The organism is Pseudoalteromonas nanhaiensis (assembly GCF_051235485.1).
Lineage (GTDB): Bacteria > Pseudomonadota > Gammaproteobacteria > Enterobacterales > Alteromonadaceae > Pseudoalteromonas > Pseudoalteromonas lipolytica_C.
This window is the reverse complement of record NZ_JBPNYQ010000035.1, coordinates 1-20,429: the sequence shown is the minus strand read 5'-3', so window position 1 is coordinate 20,429 and position 20,429 is coordinate 1. Positions and strand designations below refer to the sequence as shown.

The window sequence follows — 20,429 nt, the reverse complement described above, 5'->3', positions numbered from 1 at the left end:
TTTACTCTATTGGGACAAAATAATCTGCAATATATTTTTCGAGTAAACCGCGCTGAATCAATCGATCATAACTTGCCTGTAGTTTTGATAATACCTCATCAGGGATATCTTTATTAAGAGCTAAAAAGTTACCTTGTGTTCTCTCAAGCGGTAACTCAACCAGTTTGACAACCTCTTGCCCATAATGGCCGTATTGCATTAATAAATACCGAAATGACAACTCAGAGCCAACAATTAATTCAACCTTGTTTTTTAAAAACAGATTTATACATTCATAGTAATGGCTTACTTTTAATAAGTTCTTATCTGCTTTAAACCCTAAGCTCTCTAAAAAGTTTTCGTAAATACTCTCTCTAACAGTACATACGCTGTATTCTTTTACTTGTGCTAGGTCACGCGGGTTGATGTGCTCATTAGATTTGAGGCGATAAAAGAAGTTTTTTGATGACGCAAGCGGGCCTATCCAATTAAATAGTGCTTCTCTGTCGGTAATACGCGCAGTTGACACTAAACCAGACAATGGCTTTTTTTGCGCTAAATGATAGGCTCTAGGCCAAGGCAATAGCTCAAATTGACACTCAATCTCTGCTTCCACACACATTGCCCTAACAAACTCTAGGTTAATACCCTCTAGGTGACCTTTGTTGGAAAAGTTATAGGGTGGAAATTGCTCTGTATAAATGGTGATAGTTTGTTTTGCCATCAAACTCGGAGCAAAGCTAAGACAAGCTAAAAACAAATACTTTATGATAATTCGTACATCCTCATTAGATAGCCGAATTAAATATAGAAATATTCATATCTTCAGTCAATTTTTAGGCACAAAAAAAGCAAGCCGTAGCTTGCTTCTTCTTAATATTTACTTTTCAGCAAATATTATAACGGAGTGATGTTATCCGCTTGTGGGCCTTTTTGACCTTGTGAAAGAGTGAACTCTACACGTTGGCCTTCAGCTAAAGTTTTGAAACCGTCGCTTTTGATAGCGCTGAAGTGTGCAAACACGTCTGGGCCATTTTCTTGCTCGATGAAACCAAAACCTTTAGATTCGTTAAACCACTTAACTGTACCTGATACGATGTTAGACATAGTATTATTCCTGATATAAAAAAATTAAACATGCCCTAATGGGCGGGTGTAGCAAAAAATGAGATGGTACTTAAAAACTTCAGGACGGTACTACAAGTATTACTTATACAACAACGAAATAAAGATTTATTAATTACACGCTTTCTTTCTAGCTGGTGCCTACTATATAGAGTTACTTGAATAAGTCAAACACTATCGAAATTAAAACTCAAACTCTAAAGCCAAGCGAAAGCTATGGTCGCGGCCTGATTGCGATAATTCGCTTATAAATCCTGCTTCCCATTTTAATTGACGCTTCGCACTAAAACGATGCAAACCAATAAAACCAGGGCCCACACCAAAAAAGTCCTCGCCAGCATAAACTTCTATTGATGGCTGAAATGCAGAGCGATAGCGATAACGGTACTGCAAACGGAACTCACTTTCCCATTCATTTTCTATATCAGCCCCCCACTCATACACTAAAAATGCATTCATAGTCAGGCTAGTACGACCAAACTCTTTTTCCCATAAAAAGCCAGTCGTCGCTTCGTATGCATCTATAGTGTGCTGCTTTTCAAGTTCAAATAATGCCCCCCAATCTGCCCATAAACGCCCTTGTTCTACAAGTTGCCAACGTAACTCCACCTCATATGAAGATAAGCCAAAGTCACCGTTATCATCGCGCTCGCCAACTAAATACCCTTCAAGGCTCATGGTGTCGTTAATTGCACCACCAAAACCTGCGCGCTGTGCAAGCACATTACCGTTATCGGTTTGCCTAGACACTAAACGCCACTCAACTTCACGTTCAAAAGGTAACACGTAAGGGTGATATACTTTATCAACGACCATGCCATCTGCATGGACAACGTGTGCAAAGCAAATTGCAAACAGATAGCTAAAACTGATTATTAAGAACCGCATACAGGCTCCTTTTTATGTTTAACTTTTAGAGCGCGAGCCAAGGCAATAAATACGGCGCTCGCAATTACATATACCCAAAGCGCGGTTTTACTTGGCGTGGCTTCGTAACCGACTAAGGCTTTTAGCACCCGGCCAAGTTCTGAGTTTTCGGCTAAAAAGTTGCGCCAATCTAGATAGCTTGAAGTCACATCAATTAAATCGACCTGACTCGCTAAATCAAGAAATATTAATAACTTTGCTGTTGCATTTAAGGCAAGCAATACAATCAATGGCTGCATTTTTGCTCGTCTGGCAACACTTTCCAGCAAAAAGAACAATAAAATACCAAAGCTGACACAAATTCCTATTCCTAGAAAAGTGCCAAGCAGTAAAGGCTCAGCAGCATCTTTATTGTGCCAAAAACTGACTAGGTAAATCATGTAATGGCTCAAATATAGGGTCATTGTTGCAATGAGAGCAGCAGCGGCGGCTACAGTGTTTTGTTGACAACTGATTAATGCAGCAACAAAAATCATGATACATAGCAACATTTGAATGAACTCTAAACCACGGTGTTCAAACAACTGGCTCATCGTCGCCGCACCTTGTACAAATAGCAAACTAATAATGGTGCCAATAACAGCATATAGACCTAATTGTCGCTGATTAAGAGGTACTATCAACCTGAGTAACACGGCTAAAATCACAACCGGTAAAAGCTGATTAATGCTCATTAATAAACTAGTTATCAGCATTATCTACCTCCGTAGCCACAACCGTTCCTCGGGCCGTATTAGGCGAAAATTCGCCAAAAAAGTCATAACGGCCAGGGCTTAGTGGGCCGATATAAATCACACTGGTTCGGCCAGGATAAAGCACTTTTTCGCGGTTTAAATCAAAGCTATCGAACTCTTCAGGAGTGCTATCTTGATTTTCGATGAGTAAACGTAGCTTTTTATTGGCAGGTACTTTTATTTCAGCGGGATAAAACAAATGATCTTTTAAGATCAGTTTGTATTCTTTGGCACAAGCAAGCCAAGATGACATACACAATAACATAGACAGTGCAGCAATCCATTTATTCACTGACGTCTCCTTGCATAAAGGACACGCTCACTCGCAAGCCGCCAAGGTGGCTGTCTGCTAAAGTAATATCAGCGTTATAAATCGATACTATATGTTCAACAATGGCCATACCAAGCCCAGCTCCTTGCTCACCCGATGGATGTTTATCACCACCCACGCGATAAAAGCGATTAAAAATGCGCTGTTTTTGAGCTTCATCAATACCGGGTCCCGAGTCATCTATTTGCCAGACAAAACGATTATTTTCGGTTTTCAGGGTAATACAAATCTCTCCCACAGCTGGGGTGTATTTTATGGCGTTACTCAGTAAATTGCCAAACAAAGTAACCAAGGTAAATTCGTCACCAGCAATAATAAAATCATCGCCATCAATGCTGATGGTATGCTCTTTTTCGTCTATACGATCATAAAGTTGTGCAACAACTTGCTGGCTAATTTCTAACACCGACACTGAACTAAATTGCGCCTGCCATTGCTCTGGATAAGTCCGCCCTAAAATTAGCATCTGCTCAACGATATTGCTCAACTTATCAACGCCTTTTTCCATCGCATCAAGCTCAACACTATCGACACCTTGGGCAACTAAATTATGTACATTTATTTTTAAACTACTCAGCGGCGTGCGCAGTTCATGGGCTGCATCAGAGGCAAAAAAGCGCTCTCGTAAATAGGCACTTTCAACCCGTTTAAATAGGTCGTTTAAGCGGCTAATTACGGGTTTTATTTCTTGCTCTGGGGTTTGCCAAGGGATAGCCGTAAAGTCATTTGCCTGACGATGTTTAAGTTGATTCGACAACCGAGTTAGTGGCGCAAGCCCTTGTTTTACAAACACACTAATAAGGAGAGCAAGGATAGGCACACTCCATAACAGCGGCGTCATGGCCGATAAAATTACAGTTTCGGTGAGCGCCACTCGCTTACTCAAAGGCTCAGCGATAAGCACTCGCTTATTACCTTCGCTTAAGCGATACACTTTGACTCGTTGCCCGGCCAAGTTCTCAACGCTAAACCCGGTTTGCCACTGACTTTGATTTATAGCGTTATTCTGCAATGACTTTGAGCTTGAGGCCAAGCTGTCATCAACCCAAACTTGAAATAATAACTGCGGTAAATCACTCGTATAAGCTGGGGTTTCATTACTAAGTGGTTGCTCGATTAACACATGCGCCAACGTTACCAGCTCGTTATCGAGCAGCGCTTCAGCCTGATTCATGCTTTCACGATAACCTTTAGTAAAAGCCAAAAAACAGGTTAGGATCACCATGGATAAGATAAGTAATGTCAGTCTTTTACGAATTGACACTAGCGTTTACCCACCACATAACCAATACCACGCAAGGTTTTAATAAACTCTTTTGGGAATTTTTTACGCAAGTGATGAATGTGCACTTCGATGGTATTTGACCCCACCTCTTCGCCCCATTCGTATAGTTTACTTTCTAACTGTTGTTTTGATTGCACGCGACCTTGGTTTTCTAGCAAGGCTTTAAGGAGCATAAACTCTTTGCGCGGCAAGTTTACCGGCTCATCTTGAAATCTTACGGTAAATGCGGCGGTGTCCATTTCAACATCGCCAACTTTTAAGGTGCTGGTTTGAGCTTGGGTCAATCGCCGACTAGCAACCCGAAGACGTGCAAATAACTCTGCGGGATCGAAAGGTTTTGCAAGATAATCATCAGCACCTAAATCTAGCCCCATGACTTTATCATCAATACTACCGCGAGCGGTTAAAATCACCACCGGCAGGTTTTTACGATGCTTTTTGATGTGCTTTAGAATGTCGATGCCATCACCGTCTGGTAGTCCTAAATCAAGGACTACCAGCTCAATTTCATCATTTTGCAGCCATTGCATCGCTGACTTAACGGTTGCACTGTGTTCAACACTATAACCTTGTTGACGTAAAGAACGACACAGGCCTTCTGCCACTAAGTGGTCGTCTTCAACGAGCAATAAATGCATAGCTTATCTCTTTAATTTTTTCTCTACCTTAGCCAATAGTTTAGTAATTTCTTGTTGGCGGTAAAGGTCTGCCTTTGGTCTATCAGGGCGCGCTGGCGCTTGCTGAGCTACTAATAAAAATTCTTTAGCTGACTGATACTTATGCTCATCATATAAAAATGACGCATATAAATAATTACTATCGATTCCATAAGGATTTAGCTCAAGGGCTTTTTTAAACAGTTTTTTGGCTTCATCATCATCACCAAAGCCAATTGGCCAACCTGGCACTTTGCCGTATAAAGTTGCCAAACTTGTATAAGCCGAACCATTCAGTGCTTGTGGATCAAGCTTAAGCGCTTTTTCAAATTGTGCTTTGGCATCTTTTGCAAGACCCAGCGCACCTAATCCCCCTTTCGCACCTGCATAGCTCGATAACACGATACCGTACCAAATATGGCTTGCCGCTTGCTGATCGTTCGCTTTTGTAAACTCTGCGGTTTCATTCGCTAACTTTTCAAAGGCATCTAGCTGCGCATCGTCAACTAATTCGTAATTAACCACAGCCCATTGCTTTTGCACCGAACTTAAATCGCTATTAAAGTCGGCTTTTGCAGGCGCAGCCATGATAACAGCTATCATCATTAGAGCTTTAAAATTTAGTTTAGTCATAATCATTCACCTTAATCAATTTAGTTGGCAAAAAAACTTTTAATTTTAGGAAGTTGTTTTGCTATTGCGTTATCAACTAATGATGGAAATGCCCCGTTAATACGAGCAAATAATGTTTCTGGGAAGCCGATAAAACGGCGACGTTTTTTGGATTTAATTAAATCTATTAATGCATCAGCCACTTTTTCAGGCGGGTCCATGGTGTTACCCAACTCTTTGTTCATCGCACGTACTTGCGGCGAATTAATCGCGGTATCGGTGGCACGAGGCGCTAAGTACAATACTTTCACATCACTGTGACTAAGCTCTCTGGCAAGGGCTTCGGTCATTCCTCTAAGGCCAAACTTGCTGGCACAGTACAAGGTTTGATATGGATAGCCGATGCTGCCAAACGATGAACCTATATTCACAATCGTGCCTTTATTACGGGTAATTTGTGGTAAAAACAGCTGACACAATTTAATAGGTACATTTAGATTAATATTTAACAGATGATCAATTTGCTGCTCGCTTATTTCACTAAAGCCTTGCATCACATTAACGCCCGCGTTATTGATAAGCAGCGTTGCGCCGCCAATTTGCTGGGCAAACTTAGCAAGATCATTGCGAGATTCACTGTTACTTAGGTCGGCTTGAAAATACTCAGCGTCATTGCCGCACTCCAATTGCAATGCAGCAAGTTGCTTTATATTTCGGCCTACCAATAATACACGCCAACCTTCTTTTGCAAGACGAAGGGCAATGGCACGGCCAATGCCCCCTGTCGCACCGGTTAGCACACACACTGGGCTACTCATGCGCTTTGCTCCAAGTCAGCCTCGCTAAAGAAAGGTTCTGAATCGAGGTCACGGAAAATATTGCCGTACAGTTTATAAAAACATTTTGCGGCGTGAATAATCGCTTGCTGATCGTCCTCGTTATCTATTTTGTTCATCAGATTTTCGAAAAACTTCACGTGCTCAATATCAAGAGCACCATGCGAGGTAAGGTAGGTAAACGCCTTTTTAGGTAAACCTACAACCTCACGGATTTGCCCCGCTGCATTATCGGCTAAGGCAATCGAGGTGCCTTCAAGCACATGCACCATGCCAAAGAAGGCCAATGGGTTACCGCGATTAATTGTATCGTAGGCATACGACACCATTAATTCAGTCGAAAATTGTGGACGAGAATGACGCACTAACTCTTTATCAAAACCACAGGCTGCAATATCGTTTAGCACCCATTCTTGGTGGCCTAACTCTTCTTCGATGTATTCTGCAACAGCTTCGCGCAGCCACTCTTGTTTATCGCTCAGCTTTGCGCCTACAGCCATTAGCAGTGGCACGGTGTGTTTAACATGGTGATAAGCTTGCGTTAAGAACGATGCGTATTCACTCAGGCTGACTTCACCTTTAAAAACGCGGCTAATAATTGGCGCAGCTAAAAGGTAGTCACGCTCTTTCTGTGTTTCGGCTTGTAATGTATTGAAAAATTGACTCATGCTCGTCGCCTCTTGATAAAGTGCTGAAATCTCTGTAGCAAAAAATTGATTAATAACATCGCGTTTGGGGCGATTATTGCTGGTTAATAAACCTTGCGTGTGGCTCATAGGCTCTGCCATTCGATGCCACTTTTTGATCTGTGCGTATTCGGGTAATTGCGCGTTTTGTGCCGTAATATGAGCAGCAAGTTCATCGTCACTCATCGCTTGGTTTGCATAGATAAGCGCAGCTAAAAATGCTTGGCCTTCGCCAATCACCACCGCTTGTTGTACCTGGCTGTGGCTAAGCAATAACGACTCTGGCCACTCGGCACTGATATTGCGCCCAAAGCTGGTGATCAGCTGATTTTTCAAGCGACCTTGAATAACCAAGCGGCCTGCTTGCTCAGTGACGAGATCGCCAGTTGCATACCAATCGTCGGCACTTTGCGCTGCTTGACCTAAGTACCCTAAAAACAATGAGCCTTTGATATAAAGCTGACCATTTTCAATTTTGTATTGGATATGTTTGAGAACTCGCCCTGCGGTGTCGATGCCATCATCATCGCGCGTGTTTAGGCTCACCACCGATGAAGACTCAGACAAACCATAGCCTTGATAAACCGGTAAACCGGACTCTCGGGCTTGCTTAATAAGTGCTTGGCTTACAACCGCGCCACCCACTGCAATAAACTTTAAGCTTTTAGGTGCTTGCCAGCCTTGCTTTGCAAAAGCCACTAAACAAGTCAGCAACTCAGGCACTAAAATAAGGGTATTTGGCTCAGTGCGTTCAATGGCTGCTATTAATTTATGTGGCTCAAGTAGCTGTGCGCCAGAAAACCCAAGTTCAGCTAAAGGCACTAAGTTAACTGTGCCACCTGCTAATAGCGGCGCATACACACCCGCTAAATTCTCAAGTAAAACCGGTAGCGGCAGTAAACATAAATGGTTTGGTTTTTCTAAACCAATGCTTTGATAAAGTGATGTCGCTACCTGCATCTGGCTCTCAAGCGATAAACACACACCTTTTGGTGTACCCGTTGAGCCCGACGTAAAGGTAATCTTTTGCGTGTTTGCAAAATAAGGAACTGGCTGTGTATTACTTAATTGATAAACATATAAAGGGTAATGCTTACATACATCGACTAACGCCACTAACCTTGCATGCTCACCTTCGTAAGCGCGGTCACATACAAATAGCCCAGCCCCACTGCTTTGCAAACCAAACGCTATTTGCTGAGCCGTAAAAAATGTTGGTAGCGGAATTGCCACTTTTTTAAGTTCGCTAAGCGCAGCTTCTAATACACACCAAGCAGGTGTGTTATCTAATTGATAGGCGACACCCTCAGCATTAAACTCAACCAAGGTAGCTAACAGACGAGTTACTTGTTCAGTAAAATCTTGTTTAGTCAGTGAGCGCACACCTTCACTTTGATGACAAACCATTAAGGTATCGCTATCTTTGTGTGGTAACTGTGTTAACCAGCTCATAGCGCCTCCAAATAAACAGCCAATTCAAGGGATGACTGTAAGCACTGCTGTTTAATATTGAATAAAACAGGGGTGTTTAATACACGTTGATGTGCTTCGTTTAGGTCAACCACACAAATGGTTGGTTGGTTGTCGTAATAGCTACCCCAGCTTGCTGGATCTTGGAGTGCTTGTGCATTTGCAACACCAATTTCTTTGCAATTAACACCTAGCATTTTTAATAGCGCTCTGACTTTACGGGTTGCACAAAACACTAAATATTTTGCTCCCGCTTGGTAGAGTGCTTCGTTCATTAAAACAAAATGTGCCAAGGTGGCTTTTCGATGCGTTGAGCATAAATTACCTAACTCAAAAATGTGCTCACGCTTGGCACCGACAAAGTGCTCAATAGACACAGGGAGGTATTGTTCAATAAACAAAGGTTGTGATGCAGAGCGAAGACCTAACGTACATACTTCATCATCAACATTCAGCTCACAAAGAAGCGGCATGAACTGCGAAATTTTCGCATCATAAGCTGCAGCAAAACCTTGCTTAATATTACTCTCAAGACGGTCGCGGAACTGACCTCCTTCACGCGTGCAAATAAAGGCAGGCTCTTGAAATTGAGTTTGATGTGATTGTTGAACTGAAAGCATAATTGTTCGCTCCACTTAGGTTATGTGTAAAATTTATCGAGCGAAACTTAAATAAAACTTAAGAAAAATTAATTTTTATAAATATTTTTCAACCTCATGATATTTAAAGCTTTTATTTTTATTAAAAACAAAAATGCCAGTCTGTTAGACTGGCATTTTAATGCTTAAATTAACGTTAAACTTAGATTACTTAACGATAGTCATCTCTTTAAGTAGATTTTGAGCATTATCAACTTTATCCATCACCCACAACATGTATCGTGAATCAACGTGAATTGAGCGATTTAAATTTTCATCGTAATCCCAATCACCAATAATACTTTCGTAAACACCATCAAATAACAAACCAACTAGCTCAGCATTACCATTTAATGTTGGTGAACCTGAGTTACCACCTGTGGTATCTACATTTGATAAAAAGTTAACCGGAACCGTATTCATACCGCCTGTGTAATCGCCATAAAGCTTTTGCTTAATTAACTCATTTTGCTTTTCTGGTGAGTTGAATGGTTCAACACCGGTATTTTTTGCAAGCAAGCCTTCTAAAGATGTAAAGGGGGTTGCCACTAAGCCATCTTGCGGTGAATAGCCGCCTACCGTGCCGTAAGTTACACGCAAGGTGCTGTTTGCATCAGCATAAACAGGCTTATTAAGTGCCTTGTTATAAGCGATAATTGCTTCCATTAATGCAGGGCGAGCAGCTTGCTGTTTACCAGCCAGCTCTTTTTTCGCATCTTCAATGTCTTTAGTAACGGCAAAAACAGCTTGAGCGTATTGAATGAATGGATCGCTACTTTGCTTTAACTGAGCAAGGTCAAGTTCTGTCATCCATAAACGTTTGCTTTCATCTGCAAGAACCGATTTAGCATACATATCATCAAGTAACGCTTGTTGTTTTTGTTTATCAAAACCATTGGTTAAACCAAGCGCTTTATCTACCTCTGCAACTCGCTCATCGTTTGGCAAAGCTGCATATTGCTCAATAAAGTACAATAAAATGGCTTTATCAACGGTTTCATCATAACGACGACTCATGCTTTCTAGGCGTGATTTAATGCGCGGCATATCACGCTCTTGATAACCGCTTTCGCGCTCAGCATCTGGCTTTTGTTTTTCATAAGCTAAACGATAGAGCATACGAGCCGATGACATCATTTGTGAGCGGTGTACGTAACCTAACATACGGTCCCGTTGGTTGTGCTCTTGAGACTCAGCAACTAACGCCGTTAAATCAGCAAGTACATGTCCGTATTTAGCTTTGCGCTTACTATCTTCATTGATCCACGCAGTGAGATCTTTTTCGAATTGCTGCTTACGGCTATACATTGAACCTTTGTTAAAGCTCTCAATCATTGAGCCATAGTTTTTAATGTAGTTGTTGTAACCCGCAATCGTGCTTTCATAAGCAATACGTGCCTCTGAACCATCAGGGGCATTTTCTTCAATCAACGAGACATATTTAGAATTATATTTACGCGCTAATGGGTAGGCTGTGTTAAACACGTAATCAACTTCAGGCGAAATACGGTAACGGTTTGTGCTGCCCGGATAACCGGTAACCATCACAAAATCGCCTTCTTGTACGCCTTTAGCGCTTACTTTTAAAAACGCATCACTCTGGTACGGTACGTTATCTTCTGAATATTCAGCAGGCTTGCCATCTTTGCCAACATACGCGCGATAGAACGAGAAATCACCGGTGTGGCGCGGCCACATCCAGTTGTCGATATCGCCGCCGTATTTACCTACGCCCATCGCTGGTGCATACGCTAAACGTACATCTTTAATTTCAAGCGCTTTAATTAAGTAATATTCAAGACCACCATGGAAGGTATACACATTACAGCGGTAGCTTTGGTCTTGCTCACACTCACTAACAAGTGCTTTTTCATTTGCTTCAATGGCATCAAAGCGTGCTTTACCTGTTAGCTGTTCAGTACCTTGGTTTACTTTATCGGTAACTTCTGTCACTTGCTCTGTCACATAAACACGAGAACCCGGCGCTGCAGGCACTTCTTCGCCCGTTGTTTTAGCTAAAAAGCCATTTTCTAAAATGTTATTTTCGGTGGTTGAGTTATATTGAATCGAACCATAGGCACAGTGATGGTTTGTTACAACTAAGCCTTTTGGTGAAACAAACGAAGCGGTACAGCCACCAAGGCTAATTACCGCATTCATCGGAAACTCAGTCAGTTTTGAAATTGACTCTACATCAATGCTCAAGCCTTTCGTTTTTAGGATAGATTCAAGTTCTGGTAGCTGGTGAGGTTGCCACATGCCTTCGTCGGCAACAGCAACATTTGCTACAGCGAGACCCACTGCAGCAGCAATAAATTTAAAACGCATAGTCGTCCTTTATATTTGTTATGTTTATCTTTTTAGCGCTCTTATCATTATCATTGTGCTAGCCAATAGCAATAATTTGCGACCGCTAATGTCAAAGTTTGTAAACCAAATAAGGCTGTATGGCCTAATACTTAGACTCATAAACCACAGCATTGTGGCCGTGTAAGCTTTCTTGATGCTCCACTTTAAATTGGTAATCAGTAATACCTGGCATGGTTTCGAAGCACTGCTTTAGCCGCCTTGCTGCATCTTCGCAAAATAATAAGTTTTTTGCGTTAAGGGCGGCAAATGCTTGTTCATCTTCACGCTTAACGGCGGTTTGCACTGGGGTCCCTATGGCTTGCTCACAGACTGTGATAAAGCCACTAATATCCGGAAGCTTTTCGCTACTAAAAGTGACATCGATATACGCATATGAGCGCTGGCTATGAGGGGTTGCAATAGAGCCCTGTTCACTTGTGAGCCAATTGATTAAAGATGCTTTATCAATAGCGGCATCGCTAAACTGTTTATCGACCGCTTCGCTCAAAAGCTGCCTCGATAATGCCGCTGAACATGGGCACGTGCTGCTATAGGCAATATCGACTTTTAAGTTAATGGTAAGTGATTGCTGCTTCGTGATGGTTAAAACTACAGGGTAAGCATTGTAACCGCAATGGTCGCTCAGGAGCGCTGGTTTTAGCTCTGGTAAATCAAAATGCAGCACCAGTTTTACGCTTTTACTTAAGTCTTTTTGTGATGCTAAAACGGCATTCATAAACTCACTAACACGCTGACTAGTTAAGCTTTGTTTTGCCAATAGCTGATTAAGTAGTAAATAGAGACGCGACATATGAATGCCTTTTGCATCGCTATCAAGGCTGACAAAAATATCTGCTTTGGCATTAAGGTGCGCATCAACATTAGGTTGTGCAAGTTTACAAGGTAATGCGATACCTTCCATGCCAACCCATTTTAAAGGTGATTGAAAATCTGTATTAGAGTGCGAGGTTATATCGGGTAATTGCATATCAACTTCTTGTATTATTTATATATATTGCTAAAGCATCAATTCTGATGAACTGAATAAGTGCTATCGCACCAAAGAAAATGATACAATATAACATCATAAAAATTTATCAAGAGCTAATTTTTGGACCTTTCACACCATCATTGTCATGCAGCTATAAACGTAAGGACGAACTTGCATTATGAGTATTAATTTTAAACAGTATCTGATAACAATTTAGCTTGAGAAGTCGAAAAAGATACGCTGACATTTACGAAAATTAACCACTTATCGCAGCCAATAATCACCTTATCGCAACGAATGAGATTATTGCTATCGATACACAGTATGCTCTATATATTAACCGCAAAGTTATATCAGCCTCACTCATGCACACATTCGTGCCATCTTTGTGTAATCTCATACTAACAACCAACACTAGGATGACATAAAGTGCTGACATAACGTTATATCGGTACAATTACTTTAAAAAATGACAAGAGAAACACTATGAAACACCTAGTCGCAACCGCGATCAGCTCAGCGTTATTACTAACGGCCTGTTCTGAACCTCAAACTACAGCTGATACGCGTAAAACTGAACAAACAGCAGAAGTAACTGCAGCTGAACAAGCAAACCCACTATTTGTTAAAAGTGCACTGCAATACGAGGCGCCTGATTTTAGCCTTATTAAAGATGAACACTTTATGCCAGCTTTCAATAAAGGCATGGCAGAGCAAATGGCTGAAGTACAAGCTATCATCGACAACCCTGCAAAGCCTGATTTTGCCAATACTGTTGTTGCTCTTGAAAAAAGTGGTGAGCTGTTAACCCGTACTCGTAGCATTTTTTATAACTTAGCAGGCAGTGACTCAAACCCTGCTCGCCGTGAAATCCAAAAAGAATTAGCACCTAAGTTAGCATCACATAACGATAATATTTTTCTTAATAAAGCACTTTTTGAAAAAGTAGCAGCGGTTTATAACGATGCAGACAAACTAGCATTAACAGCCGAAGAAAAACGTTTACTTGATGTTTACTACAAGCGTTTTGTTCGCGCTGGTGCACAATTAAATGCCGAACAAAAACAGCAAATTCGTGATATCAATACTAAGCATTCAAGTTTAACGACGCAGTTTTCGCAAAACTTATTAGCACTGACAAAAACAAATGTTGTTATTGTTGATGACAAAGCTGAGCTTGAAGGCTTACCTGCGGGTCAAATTGAACAGCTTGCTAATGCAGCAACGGAAGCTGGTCATGACGGCAAGTACTTAATTAAGATCACCAATACAACTCGCCAGCCTATATTAGCAACCCTTAAAAACCGTGAGTTGCGTGAAAAAGTATGGCGTGCATCGGCTGAGCGTGCGCTATCAGGTGAAAATAATAACCGCGATATCGTGGCAGAGCTTGCTCACTTACGCGCTCAAAAAGCTAAATTATTAGGCTACGACAGCTGGGCTGATTTTGGTTTAGAGTCACAAATGGCGAAAAAACCTCAAGCAGTATTTGATATGTTTGCGAGCATGATCCCTGCATTAATGCAAAACGTTAATGCTGAAGCAGCGGCTATTCAAGCTAAGATCGATGAGTCTGGTGAACAATTTAAGCTACAGCCATGGGATTGGTTATTCTACGCAGAGCAAGTTCGCAAAGATAAATACAACCTAGACGAAAATGCAGTAAAAGAGTATTTCGAATTTAATCGAGTTCTTGAAGACGGTGTTTTTTATACAATGAACCGTTTATATGGGATTACTTTTAAACCACGTAGCGACTTACCAGTTTATCACCCTGATGTGAAAGCATATGAACTATTTGACGAAAATGGTAAAAGCCTAGCTATTTTCTATGCCGATTACTTTGCTCGTGAAGGTAAACGTGGTGGCGCTTGGATGAGCTCATTTGTGAAGCAGTCTGGTCTAAAAAATCAAAAGCCTGTAGTTGTGAATGTAATGAACATTCAAAAAGGCGCGAATGGTGAACCTACGCTTATCAGCTACGATGAAGCAACAACGATTTTCCACGAGCTAGGTCATGGCTTACACGGTATGTTCTCAAAAGTTAAATACCCAACACTTTCAGGTACCTCGGTATCACGTGACTTCGTTGAGTTTCCTTCTACCTTTGAAGAAGACTGGGCAATGTACCCTGAAGTTATCGCTAACTATGCGAAACATCATAAAACAGGTGAGCCAATTCCAGATGAGCTACTTGAAAAAGTCATTCAATCTCGTAGCTTTAACCAAGGTTTTGATACTTTAGAGTATGTTGCTGCTGCACTACTTGATATGGAATGGCACTCACTTTCTGCTGATGCGCCACTACAAGACATTGAAAAGTTTGAAGAGCAAGCTCTTACTAAGCACGGTGTTAACGTACCATTTGTACCACCACGTTATAAATCTGCGTTCTTCTCACACTCAATGGGCGGCGGTTACTCAGCTGGTTACTATGCTTATATGTGGAGTGAAATCCTAGCGGCAGACGCGTTTGCTTATGTTCAAGAGCAAGGTGGTTTAACTCGCGAAATGGGTGAAAAATACCGTAAAGAAATTTTAGAAGTAGGTAACTCTCGTGACCTGATGGAATCGTTTAAAGCATTCCGTGGTCAAGAGCCTGATACGTCTGCGTTGTTAAAACGCCGTGGCTTAAAAGCAACCGTTCAATAGCTTTAAGCTCTAAGCCGAATTGTGGGGTTATCGAGTATTGATAACCCCACAACATTTAACCTCTTTACTCTTCACGTAGGTTGGGTCGAGCGAAGCGATACCCAACGTAGAGAACCTTCCAGCTATCAGTCTTCAGACGCGCGAAACAAGTTTCACGCCTACAAAAAGGGGATAGGTTCTAGGACGCGATGTAAAATCTGCTACCTTGTATCTCGTATCTTTTATCTCGTATCTCGAAACTCGCTAACTTTACTCTCGCTAACTTAAAAACAAAAAAGCCCTTACAGCGAGCTGTAAGGGCTTTGTTATCACTATTTAAAAGTATTATTTACGTTTACGGCGACGGCCGATAAGCGCTAATGGTGCAAGTAGAAGCGTTAAGAAACCAAAGCTACCATTGCTAGATTTAGTTACTTTTTTCTCTTCTACAGGCTCAGCTTCGTTAGTTACAGCAACAGTGAACTGCTCTGAAACAGAATCTGTACCATCGCTCACTGTTACTTCAAATACTAACTCGTCATCGCTTGAGATAGCACCTGGCTTGAAGCCTAAAGTAGCCGTATCAGCGCCTGTAAGCGTTGCTGTAGTACCGCTCACTTGAGTCCATGTGTAGCTTAGTGTGTCGTTGTTACGGTCTGTTGCTGTAACAGACACAGTACCTGAAGCCGATTCAGTAACCGTTTCATCACCAGAAACACTAATAATAGGAAGTGCGTTATCACATGCTAACGTATCACCAGCAATTACGTTCGAGAAGATTGGTGACGTTACATTGCTTACAGTCACGTTATCAATCCACCAGCCGAACTCACGTACTGCGCTGTCTGATGAGATACGGAAGCGTAATTTTGCACGGTTACCGTTTAGTTCAGTACCAAAACGAATAGTTTCGTAGTTACCATAAACACCATTATCAATATTGTTACCTGTGAAGGTATCGCGATCTTGTAGTGCTTGTGCATCATTTTCGATTAGTGGGCCGTCGTAACCAACATCAAATGAACCGCCCATTTCAGTAACATCAACCCAGTTACCACCGTTTACGCTAATTTCTACAACACCACCATCCCACTCGTTTTCGATTAGGTAGAAGTGCCAGAATGAAACTTCAAATTCACCTGCAAAGCCAATGTCGAACTCTCTTGACTCAATAGCAACATCTGACTGGAAGTCATTGTTGTTCAAGTACATTGTTTGCTCGCCAAGACCAAAACCAAAGCTGTTGAAGAAGTTAACATTACCGCCAGTTGCCATGCTTTGCGTGCCAACAGCTAAGTCATCACCTGTCATTACGTGCTCCTTCCAGTCGCGTAATGATGTACCTGCTACTTCCATATCATCAGCAGTTTGTGAACTAACTGGTGCCTTGTCTTCAAAGTCCATGTTTACAAGGTAAGATACTGTATCGCTTAGAGCTTCAACGATTTCATCATCAGCAGAAAGCTCAGGGAATGACACTTCGATTTCAAGCGTATCAGCAGTGCCAGCATCGTTTAATGTGAACTTAATTGGCGCACTTGTTTGCGAAGCATACGGTGTTGTATCGTCAAATGTGATTAAGCCATCATTTTCAAATGTAACATCGTGGCCACTCACAACAGTTAATTGTGCTTGTGTACCTGTTAGTACTTCACTACCTGTATTCATGATGCTAACAGTTAAAGTACCTGTTTCACCCTTATCAAGAATGTTGTCGTTTGAACAATAACCAAGCTCAACACCATTGTAGCTTGCATTCATTTCAACATCTTTTAGGGTAAAGCTTGCAAGTTGCATTTTGTCAGATTCAACAACACCCGTTAAATCTTCACTGAAACGATCTGGCGCTTGAGCACCTAAGCCCATACCACGCTTAGCAAATGCACCTAAGATTAGTTTGTAATCTTCAGGGTCAACTGCATATGCAGCCGCTAAGATTGCATCACGTGCTTCTGTGTATAATGGTGCAACTGGCGTTAACTTGTAACCAGCAACTAGGTAGTTAGCCATACGGTTTTGAGCATCTTCAAAGCCGTGCTTGTTGATAAGCGCTACGTAGCTTTCCCAAAGCATGGTTGCCCAAATTTCACCTGCAGCGTGTGGTGAAGCAACACTCGTTGGTGCAATACCTACATCATCACCAGCATCTTCAGTAATGTGACGGAAAGACAGTGGGTTAACGTCCATATTTGTTGAATATGGAACACGACGGATACCATAATAGAAGTCTTCTACGAAAGTACCGCTACCGTATGCTTTTTGGAACTTGTCGTTACCTGGGATGTTGATGTCATCTGCTTTCGCAATGAACATTAATGAGTGGAAATCACCCCAACCTTCGCCCATTGCGCGGCCTTGGAAGTTGATAAGACCCGATGAGTTACCCACTAAACGGTTACTGATATAGTGACCCCATTCGTGAGCAATAATACCGTTATCTAACGTACCGTCTTTTAACGTAGCTTTATTGAACATATTAACAGTAACAGTTTCGCCTGCATCGATACCATCGTAAAGTGCATGACCGTCAGCAAAGTTAAGACCCATGTTAGGGATAAGCACTGCATCATCTTCACCGCCCATTGGCGCTGGCTCATCAGTATCTGGGTTGTTATTCACAACAATTGCACCAATTGCACCCGCTTCTTGAGCGTGTAGTACTTTTGCAGTGAAGTTACAAGAACCACGGTCTACTAGCGCAATTTTACCAGCTAGTTCTGCTGCGTTTGTTGCAGGTTCACAACCATCAGTTACGCTACCAGAATCAACGTTATTATCGTCCACTAGACGAACAACTTCGCCAGCGATATCAGCAAATTGCATTTGACCAAAGCTAGATACTTTTGACGAATCTAGAAGACCAATGGTCGCGTCAGATGTTACAACCACACCATAGTCAATGCCTACTTTTGCATCTTTACTATTGTATAAATACATTTGCATGCGAGGGCTTGCACCATCAGCAGGCGTAGACATGTTTGCGTTGTTTAAACCGCTATTATCTTGTGCTTGCGCTTCGATTGGGTCGCCTTCAACACCGCCACGGCCGTAGTTCGATACTTGCGCAACATTTGATGTTTCGTCAAAACCATGGTCGTAGAAGAAATCGTGTAAGAAGTTGTTCATGTAGAACAAGTTAACGATTGCCGCTTTACGGTTATCGTAGCTGTTTGCTACTTGGTCAACTTGATAAGGGTAATCGAATGTAAAGTCTGATGTAGTTTCAGCAGTGAAGTCACCTTCAGTATAACCTTGAGGTGCGATTACATCGGCATAAGCAAATACGTTGTTACCTGAAGTGGTTGTAGCATCATCAGCAAGCCACGGATCCATCGTGCTTAGTTTTTTATAGTAAGACAAACTTACAAGTGGTGCATCCAGGATTTCAGTTTCATCGATTTGATCTGGACCATCAGCTGGGATCACGTCGCCATGAGGACCTTCCCACGGATAACCATCTTCGTCAGCCCATACACGGTAGTTAAAGTCTGCCGCGTGTGCTTTTAAGTCTTTCTTGAAATAAACTTTGCTGTTTTGTGCGCCAATAACGTAGCTGAAGTAATCGCTTTCTAGGCTGTTTTTATCAGCAACTTCTACTTCAACGTAGTATGCAGATTGCAACTCGCCTGCTACTTCAAAGAATACTTTCTTAGCACGTGGCTGGCCTAGTACAATTTTGTCACCAGTTTGGTTAGACACATTGTACTTAACATAGTCGCCTTGTTCAGTTGATTTAGTTAGCGATACGTCGATATCAGCAAGTTCTTTAATCGCACGTTTAATGCTTTGCTCCGCACCAACAAATTCAGCAAGTGGTGCGAACGATTTGGTTGCACTAGCGCTTGTGTTTGCAAAGTAGCCAGAACCTGCAACTAGGTTATATTCTTTGTCCATGATCAGGTTGTATTCACGGTTGAATACTTCAATGTCATGTACTTTTTGCTTGTATTTAGCTGTGATTGAACCAAGCTTCTGCTCAGATAAATCAGTTAGTACAGCGCTCGATACACCTTTTTTCAGAGCGCTAACGCCCGTTAAAGCATTTAGATAAAAATCAGCAGCGTATGCATTGCGCTGCTCAGGAAGGATCATCGCCATGTCTGGCTTAGCTTGACCTACCGCATTCCAAAGGAACGTAGCTTTACCTAATTGCTCATCGAAAATTGATTTGTGCCCTGATACAGTACGACGCTCAGCTAATGCACGTTGCTGAGATACTTGAGGATTAAACTGTACTTGAGAACTAACACTTGATGCGTTGTAAAAGCGAGTTTGTTCACTTGCTTGTATTTGAGTTGATGCCAAGATAGCCGTTACCATAGTTGCAACAGCAGTTACTTTAAATTGAGACATTCCTTACGTTCCCTATTGTTATATTTTTATTTTCGGTTAACAATCATAACCAAAGCCAATGTACCTAATCTGGCAATCAAAAGACAGAATCAATTGTAAACAAAAGTAACGAACAAACAGGTCAATAATGAACAAAGCAATTAATATACAGTTAGTTATACTAGCGCTAATACTCTTATCAGGCTGTCAAAAAAGTGAAATATCCGAACAAGGTAGCTCGCAACACTCAGCAAGCAGTTCACAAAAAGAACAAGTTTTAGATAAAGATGTTAAAAAAGTGGTCGAGATTAATAAACAAAAACCAATTAACGCTTTTAGCAATAATGGCGAAAAAATTACCTTTGCCGCGCCTACTTTAACCAAAGGCACTGAAGTATTTAATCACGCGATGAAAGAGCCTGGTATTGCTACCGGCGCTATCTATTTAACTCTCAAAGATAATAGCTTACCGGTAGAGCTTAGCATCCAATACACGTTAAAAAAAATGACCAACAAAACATATCGATACCTTGCTGAAAAAGATACTGATTTATTAAAAGTGCAAGACGTTTTTAAACAAAATGCCAATGTCGATATTGTTGAAATTAAAGTTGATTATTCACCGATAAAAGAGGTGATGTAGGTTGGCTAGAGCCAGCGAAACCCAACATGAAGGAGCTCTCAGCCTTCAGATGCGCTGCTACAAGTTTCACGCCTACTTGTAGCAGCTTGTAGCAGCGGGTTTATCCCGCGTCATCATGCGCTAAGTTCTAGGTTCTAGTACTCTTTCACATATATTTTGATCAGTTGCCCCTACTTAAATTCAGGTAACTGATCTTTTTCAATC

The 20,429-nt window shown here is 41.6% G+C and carries 16 protein-coding genes and 1 pseudogene; 2 read left to right on the top strand and 15 right to left on the bottom strand.

Features of this window, described 5'->3' with window-relative positions; all coding sequences use genetic code 11:
• Position 1 precedes the first annotated feature (1 nt).
• The 14 genes and pseudogenes from ACSFVZ_RS19425 to folE2 form a co-directional block, all read right to left on the bottom strand.
• Positions 2-703, bottom strand: a complete 702-nt coding sequence (locus ACSFVZ_RS19425) for a substrate-binding periplasmic protein (RefSeq protein WP_138558402.1) — start codon at positions 701-703, stop codon at positions 2-4.
• A gap of 173 nt (positions 704-876) precedes the next feature.
• Positions 877-1,086, bottom strand: a complete 210-nt coding sequence (locus ACSFVZ_RS19420) for a cold-shock protein (RefSeq protein WP_036972536.1) — start codon at positions 1,084-1,086, stop codon at positions 877-879.
• Positions 1,087-1,287: 201 nt separating this feature from the next.
• Positions 1,288-1,992 (bottom strand): hypothetical protein, encoded by a 705-nt coding sequence (locus ACSFVZ_RS19415; protein ID WP_135926697.1) that lies wholly within the window; start codon positions 1,990-1,992, stop codon positions 1,288-1,290.
• Positions 1,980-2,726 (bottom strand): iron transporter, encoded by a 747-nt coding sequence (locus tag ACSFVZ_RS19410; RefSeq protein ID WP_135926696.1) that lies wholly within the window; start codon positions 2,724-2,726, stop codon positions 1,980-1,982. The genes ACSFVZ_RS19415 and ACSFVZ_RS19410 overlap by 13 nt, the downstream gene beginning before the upstream one ends.
• Entirely contained in the window at positions 2,713-3,030 is a 318-nt protein-coding gene (locus ACSFVZ_RS19405) for a cupredoxin domain-containing protein (RefSeq protein WP_138558418.1), read from the bottom strand. The genes ACSFVZ_RS19410 and ACSFVZ_RS19405 overlap by 14 nt, the downstream gene beginning before the upstream one ends.
• A 19-nt stretch (positions 3,031-3,049) precedes the next feature.
• Positions 3,050-4,360 (bottom strand): ATP-binding protein, encoded by a 1,311-nt coding sequence (locus ACSFVZ_RS19400; RefSeq protein WP_235384064.1) that lies wholly within the window; start codon positions 4,358-4,360, stop codon positions 3,050-3,052.
• Complete coding sequence (locus ACSFVZ_RS19395) at positions 4,360-5,019, bottom strand: response regulator transcription factor (protein WP_135926694.1); 660 nt, start codon at positions 5,017-5,019, stop codon at positions 4,360-4,362. Before ACSFVZ_RS19395 ends, ACSFVZ_RS19400 begins: the two co-directional genes overlap by 1 nt.
• A 3-nt stretch (positions 5,020-5,022) precedes the next feature.
• A complete protein-coding gene (locus ACSFVZ_RS19390) occupies positions 5,023-5,670 on the bottom strand; it encodes a tetratricopeptide repeat protein (protein ID WP_138558404.1) in 648 nt (215 codons plus the stop codon).
• A gap of 20 nt (positions 5,671-5,690) precedes the next feature.
• Positions 5,691-6,467 carry an SDR family oxidoreductase gene (locus ACSFVZ_RS19385; protein WP_135926692.1) on the bottom strand — a complete coding sequence of 259 codons (777 nt, stop codon included), beginning with the start codon at positions 6,465-6,467 and terminating at the stop codon, positions 5,691-5,693.
• The gene (locus ACSFVZ_RS19380) at positions 6,464-7,153 is read right to left on the bottom strand and encodes an iron-containing redox enzyme family protein (RefSeq protein WP_212748200.1); all 690 of its coding nucleotides are present in this window, start codon (positions 7,151-7,153) and stop codon (positions 6,464-6,466) included. The genes ACSFVZ_RS19385 and ACSFVZ_RS19380 overlap by 4 nt, the downstream gene beginning before the upstream one ends.
• Before the next feature lie 12 nt (positions 7,154-7,165).
• A pseudogene (locus tag ACSFVZ_RS19375) lies at positions 7,166-8,623 on the bottom strand (AMP-binding protein); the annotation flags it as partial.
• Positions 8,620-9,261 carry a thermostable hemolysin gene (locus ACSFVZ_RS19370; protein WP_435559451.1) on the bottom strand — a complete coding sequence of 214 codons (642 nt, stop codon included), beginning with the start codon at positions 9,259-9,261 and terminating at the stop codon, positions 8,620-8,622. The gene ACSFVZ_RS19370 and the pseudogene ACSFVZ_RS19375, both read right to left, overlap by 4 nt.
• A 186-nt stretch (positions 9,262-9,447) precedes the next feature.
• The gene (locus ACSFVZ_RS19365) at positions 9,448-11,607 is read right to left on the bottom strand and encodes a S46 family peptidase (RefSeq protein ID WP_435559450.1); all 2,160 of its coding nucleotides are present in this window, start codon (positions 11,605-11,607) and stop codon (positions 9,448-9,450) included.
• Positions 11,608-11,731: 124 nt separating this feature from the next.
• Entirely contained in the window at positions 11,732-12,616 is an 885-nt protein-coding gene (gene folE2 / locus ACSFVZ_RS19360; RefSeq protein WP_435559449.1) for a GTP cyclohydrolase FolE2, read from the bottom strand.
• Positions 12,617-13,105: 489 nt separating this feature from the next.
• Here folE2 and ACSFVZ_RS19355 point away from each other — a divergent pair, with 489 nt between their 5' ends.
• Positions 13,106-15,271, top strand: a complete 2,166-nt coding sequence (locus ACSFVZ_RS19355; RefSeq protein ID WP_281547123.1) for a M3 family metallopeptidase — start codon at positions 13,106-13,108, stop codon at positions 15,269-15,271.
• 324 nt (positions 15,272-15,595) lie between these two features.
• Here ACSFVZ_RS19355 and ACSFVZ_RS19350 read toward each other — a convergent pair whose 3' ends face one another.
• Positions 15,596-19,603 carry a rhombosortase-dependent M36 family metallopeptidase gene (locus tag ACSFVZ_RS19350; RefSeq protein WP_135926687.1) on the bottom strand — a complete coding sequence of 1,336 codons (4,008 nt, stop codon included), beginning with the start codon at positions 19,601-19,603 and terminating at the stop codon, positions 15,596-15,598.
• 127 nt (positions 19,604-19,730) lie between these two features.
• Between ACSFVZ_RS19350 and ACSFVZ_RS19345 the strand changes: the two genes are divergently transcribed.
• Positions 19,731-20,225: a serine protease external chaperone gene (locus ACSFVZ_RS19345; protein ID WP_435559448.1), complete on the top strand. Its 495-nt coding sequence runs from the start codon at positions 19,731-19,733 to the stop codon at positions 20,223-20,225.
• Positions 20,226-20,429 lie beyond the last annotated feature (204 nt).

Excerpts from the sequence above, each read along its gene's own strand:
- ACSFVZ_RS19425 (WP_138558402.1), bottom strand. The coding sequence starts at position 703 with ATGGCAAAACAAACTATCACCATTTATACAGAGCAATTTCCACCCTAT.
- ACSFVZ_RS19420 (WP_036972536.1), bottom strand. The coding sequence starts at position 1,086 with ATGTCTAACATCGTATCAGGTACAGTTAAGTGGTTTAACGAATCTAAA.
- ACSFVZ_RS19415 (WP_135926697.1), bottom strand. The coding sequence starts at position 1,992 with ATGCGGTTCTTAATAATCAGTTTTAGCTATCTGTTTGCAATTTGCTTT.
- ACSFVZ_RS19410 (WP_135926696.1), bottom strand. The coding sequence starts at position 2,726 with ATGCTGATAACTAGTTTATTAATGAGCATTAATCAGCTTTTACCGGTT.
- ACSFVZ_RS19405 (WP_138558418.1), bottom strand. The coding sequence starts at position 3,030 with ATGTTATTGTGTATGTCATCTTGGCTTGCTTGTGCCAAAGAATACAAA.
- ACSFVZ_RS19395 (WP_135926694.1), bottom strand. The coding sequence starts at position 5,019 with ATGCATTTATTGCTCGTTGAAGACGACCACTTAGTGGCAGAAGGCCTG.
- ACSFVZ_RS19390 (WP_138558404.1), bottom strand. The coding sequence starts at position 5,670 with ATGACTAAACTAAATTTTAAAGCTCTAATGATGATAGCTGTTATCATG.
- ACSFVZ_RS19385 (WP_135926692.1), bottom strand. The coding sequence starts at position 6,467 with ATGAGTAGCCCAGTGTGTGTGCTAACCGGTGCGACAGGGGGCATTGGC.
- ACSFVZ_RS19380 (WP_212748200.1), bottom strand. The coding sequence starts at position 7,153 with ATGAGTCAATTTTTCAATACATTACAAGCCGAAACACAGAAAGAGCGT.
- ACSFVZ_RS19370 (WP_435559451.1), bottom strand. The coding sequence starts at position 9,261 with ATGCTTTCAGTTCAACAATCACATCAAACTCAATTTCAAGAGCCTGCC.
- ACSFVZ_RS19365 (WP_435559450.1), bottom strand. The coding sequence starts at position 11,607 with ATGCGTTTTAAATTTATTGCTGCTGCAGTGGGTCTCGCTGTAGCAAAT.
- folE2 (WP_435559449.1), bottom strand. The coding sequence starts at position 12,616 with ATGCAATTACCCGATATAACCTCGCACTCTAATACAGATTTTCAATCA.
- ACSFVZ_RS19355 (WP_281547123.1), top strand. The coding sequence starts at position 13,106 with ATGAAACACCTAGTCGCAACCGCGATCAGCTCAGCGTTATTACTAACG.
- ACSFVZ_RS19350 (WP_135926687.1), bottom strand. The coding sequence starts at position 19,603 with ATGTCTCAATTTAAAGTAACTGCTGTTGCAACTATGGTAACGGCTATC.
- ACSFVZ_RS19345 (WP_435559448.1), top strand. The coding sequence starts at position 19,731 with ATGAACAAAGCAATTAATATACAGTTAGTTATACTAGCGCTAATACTC.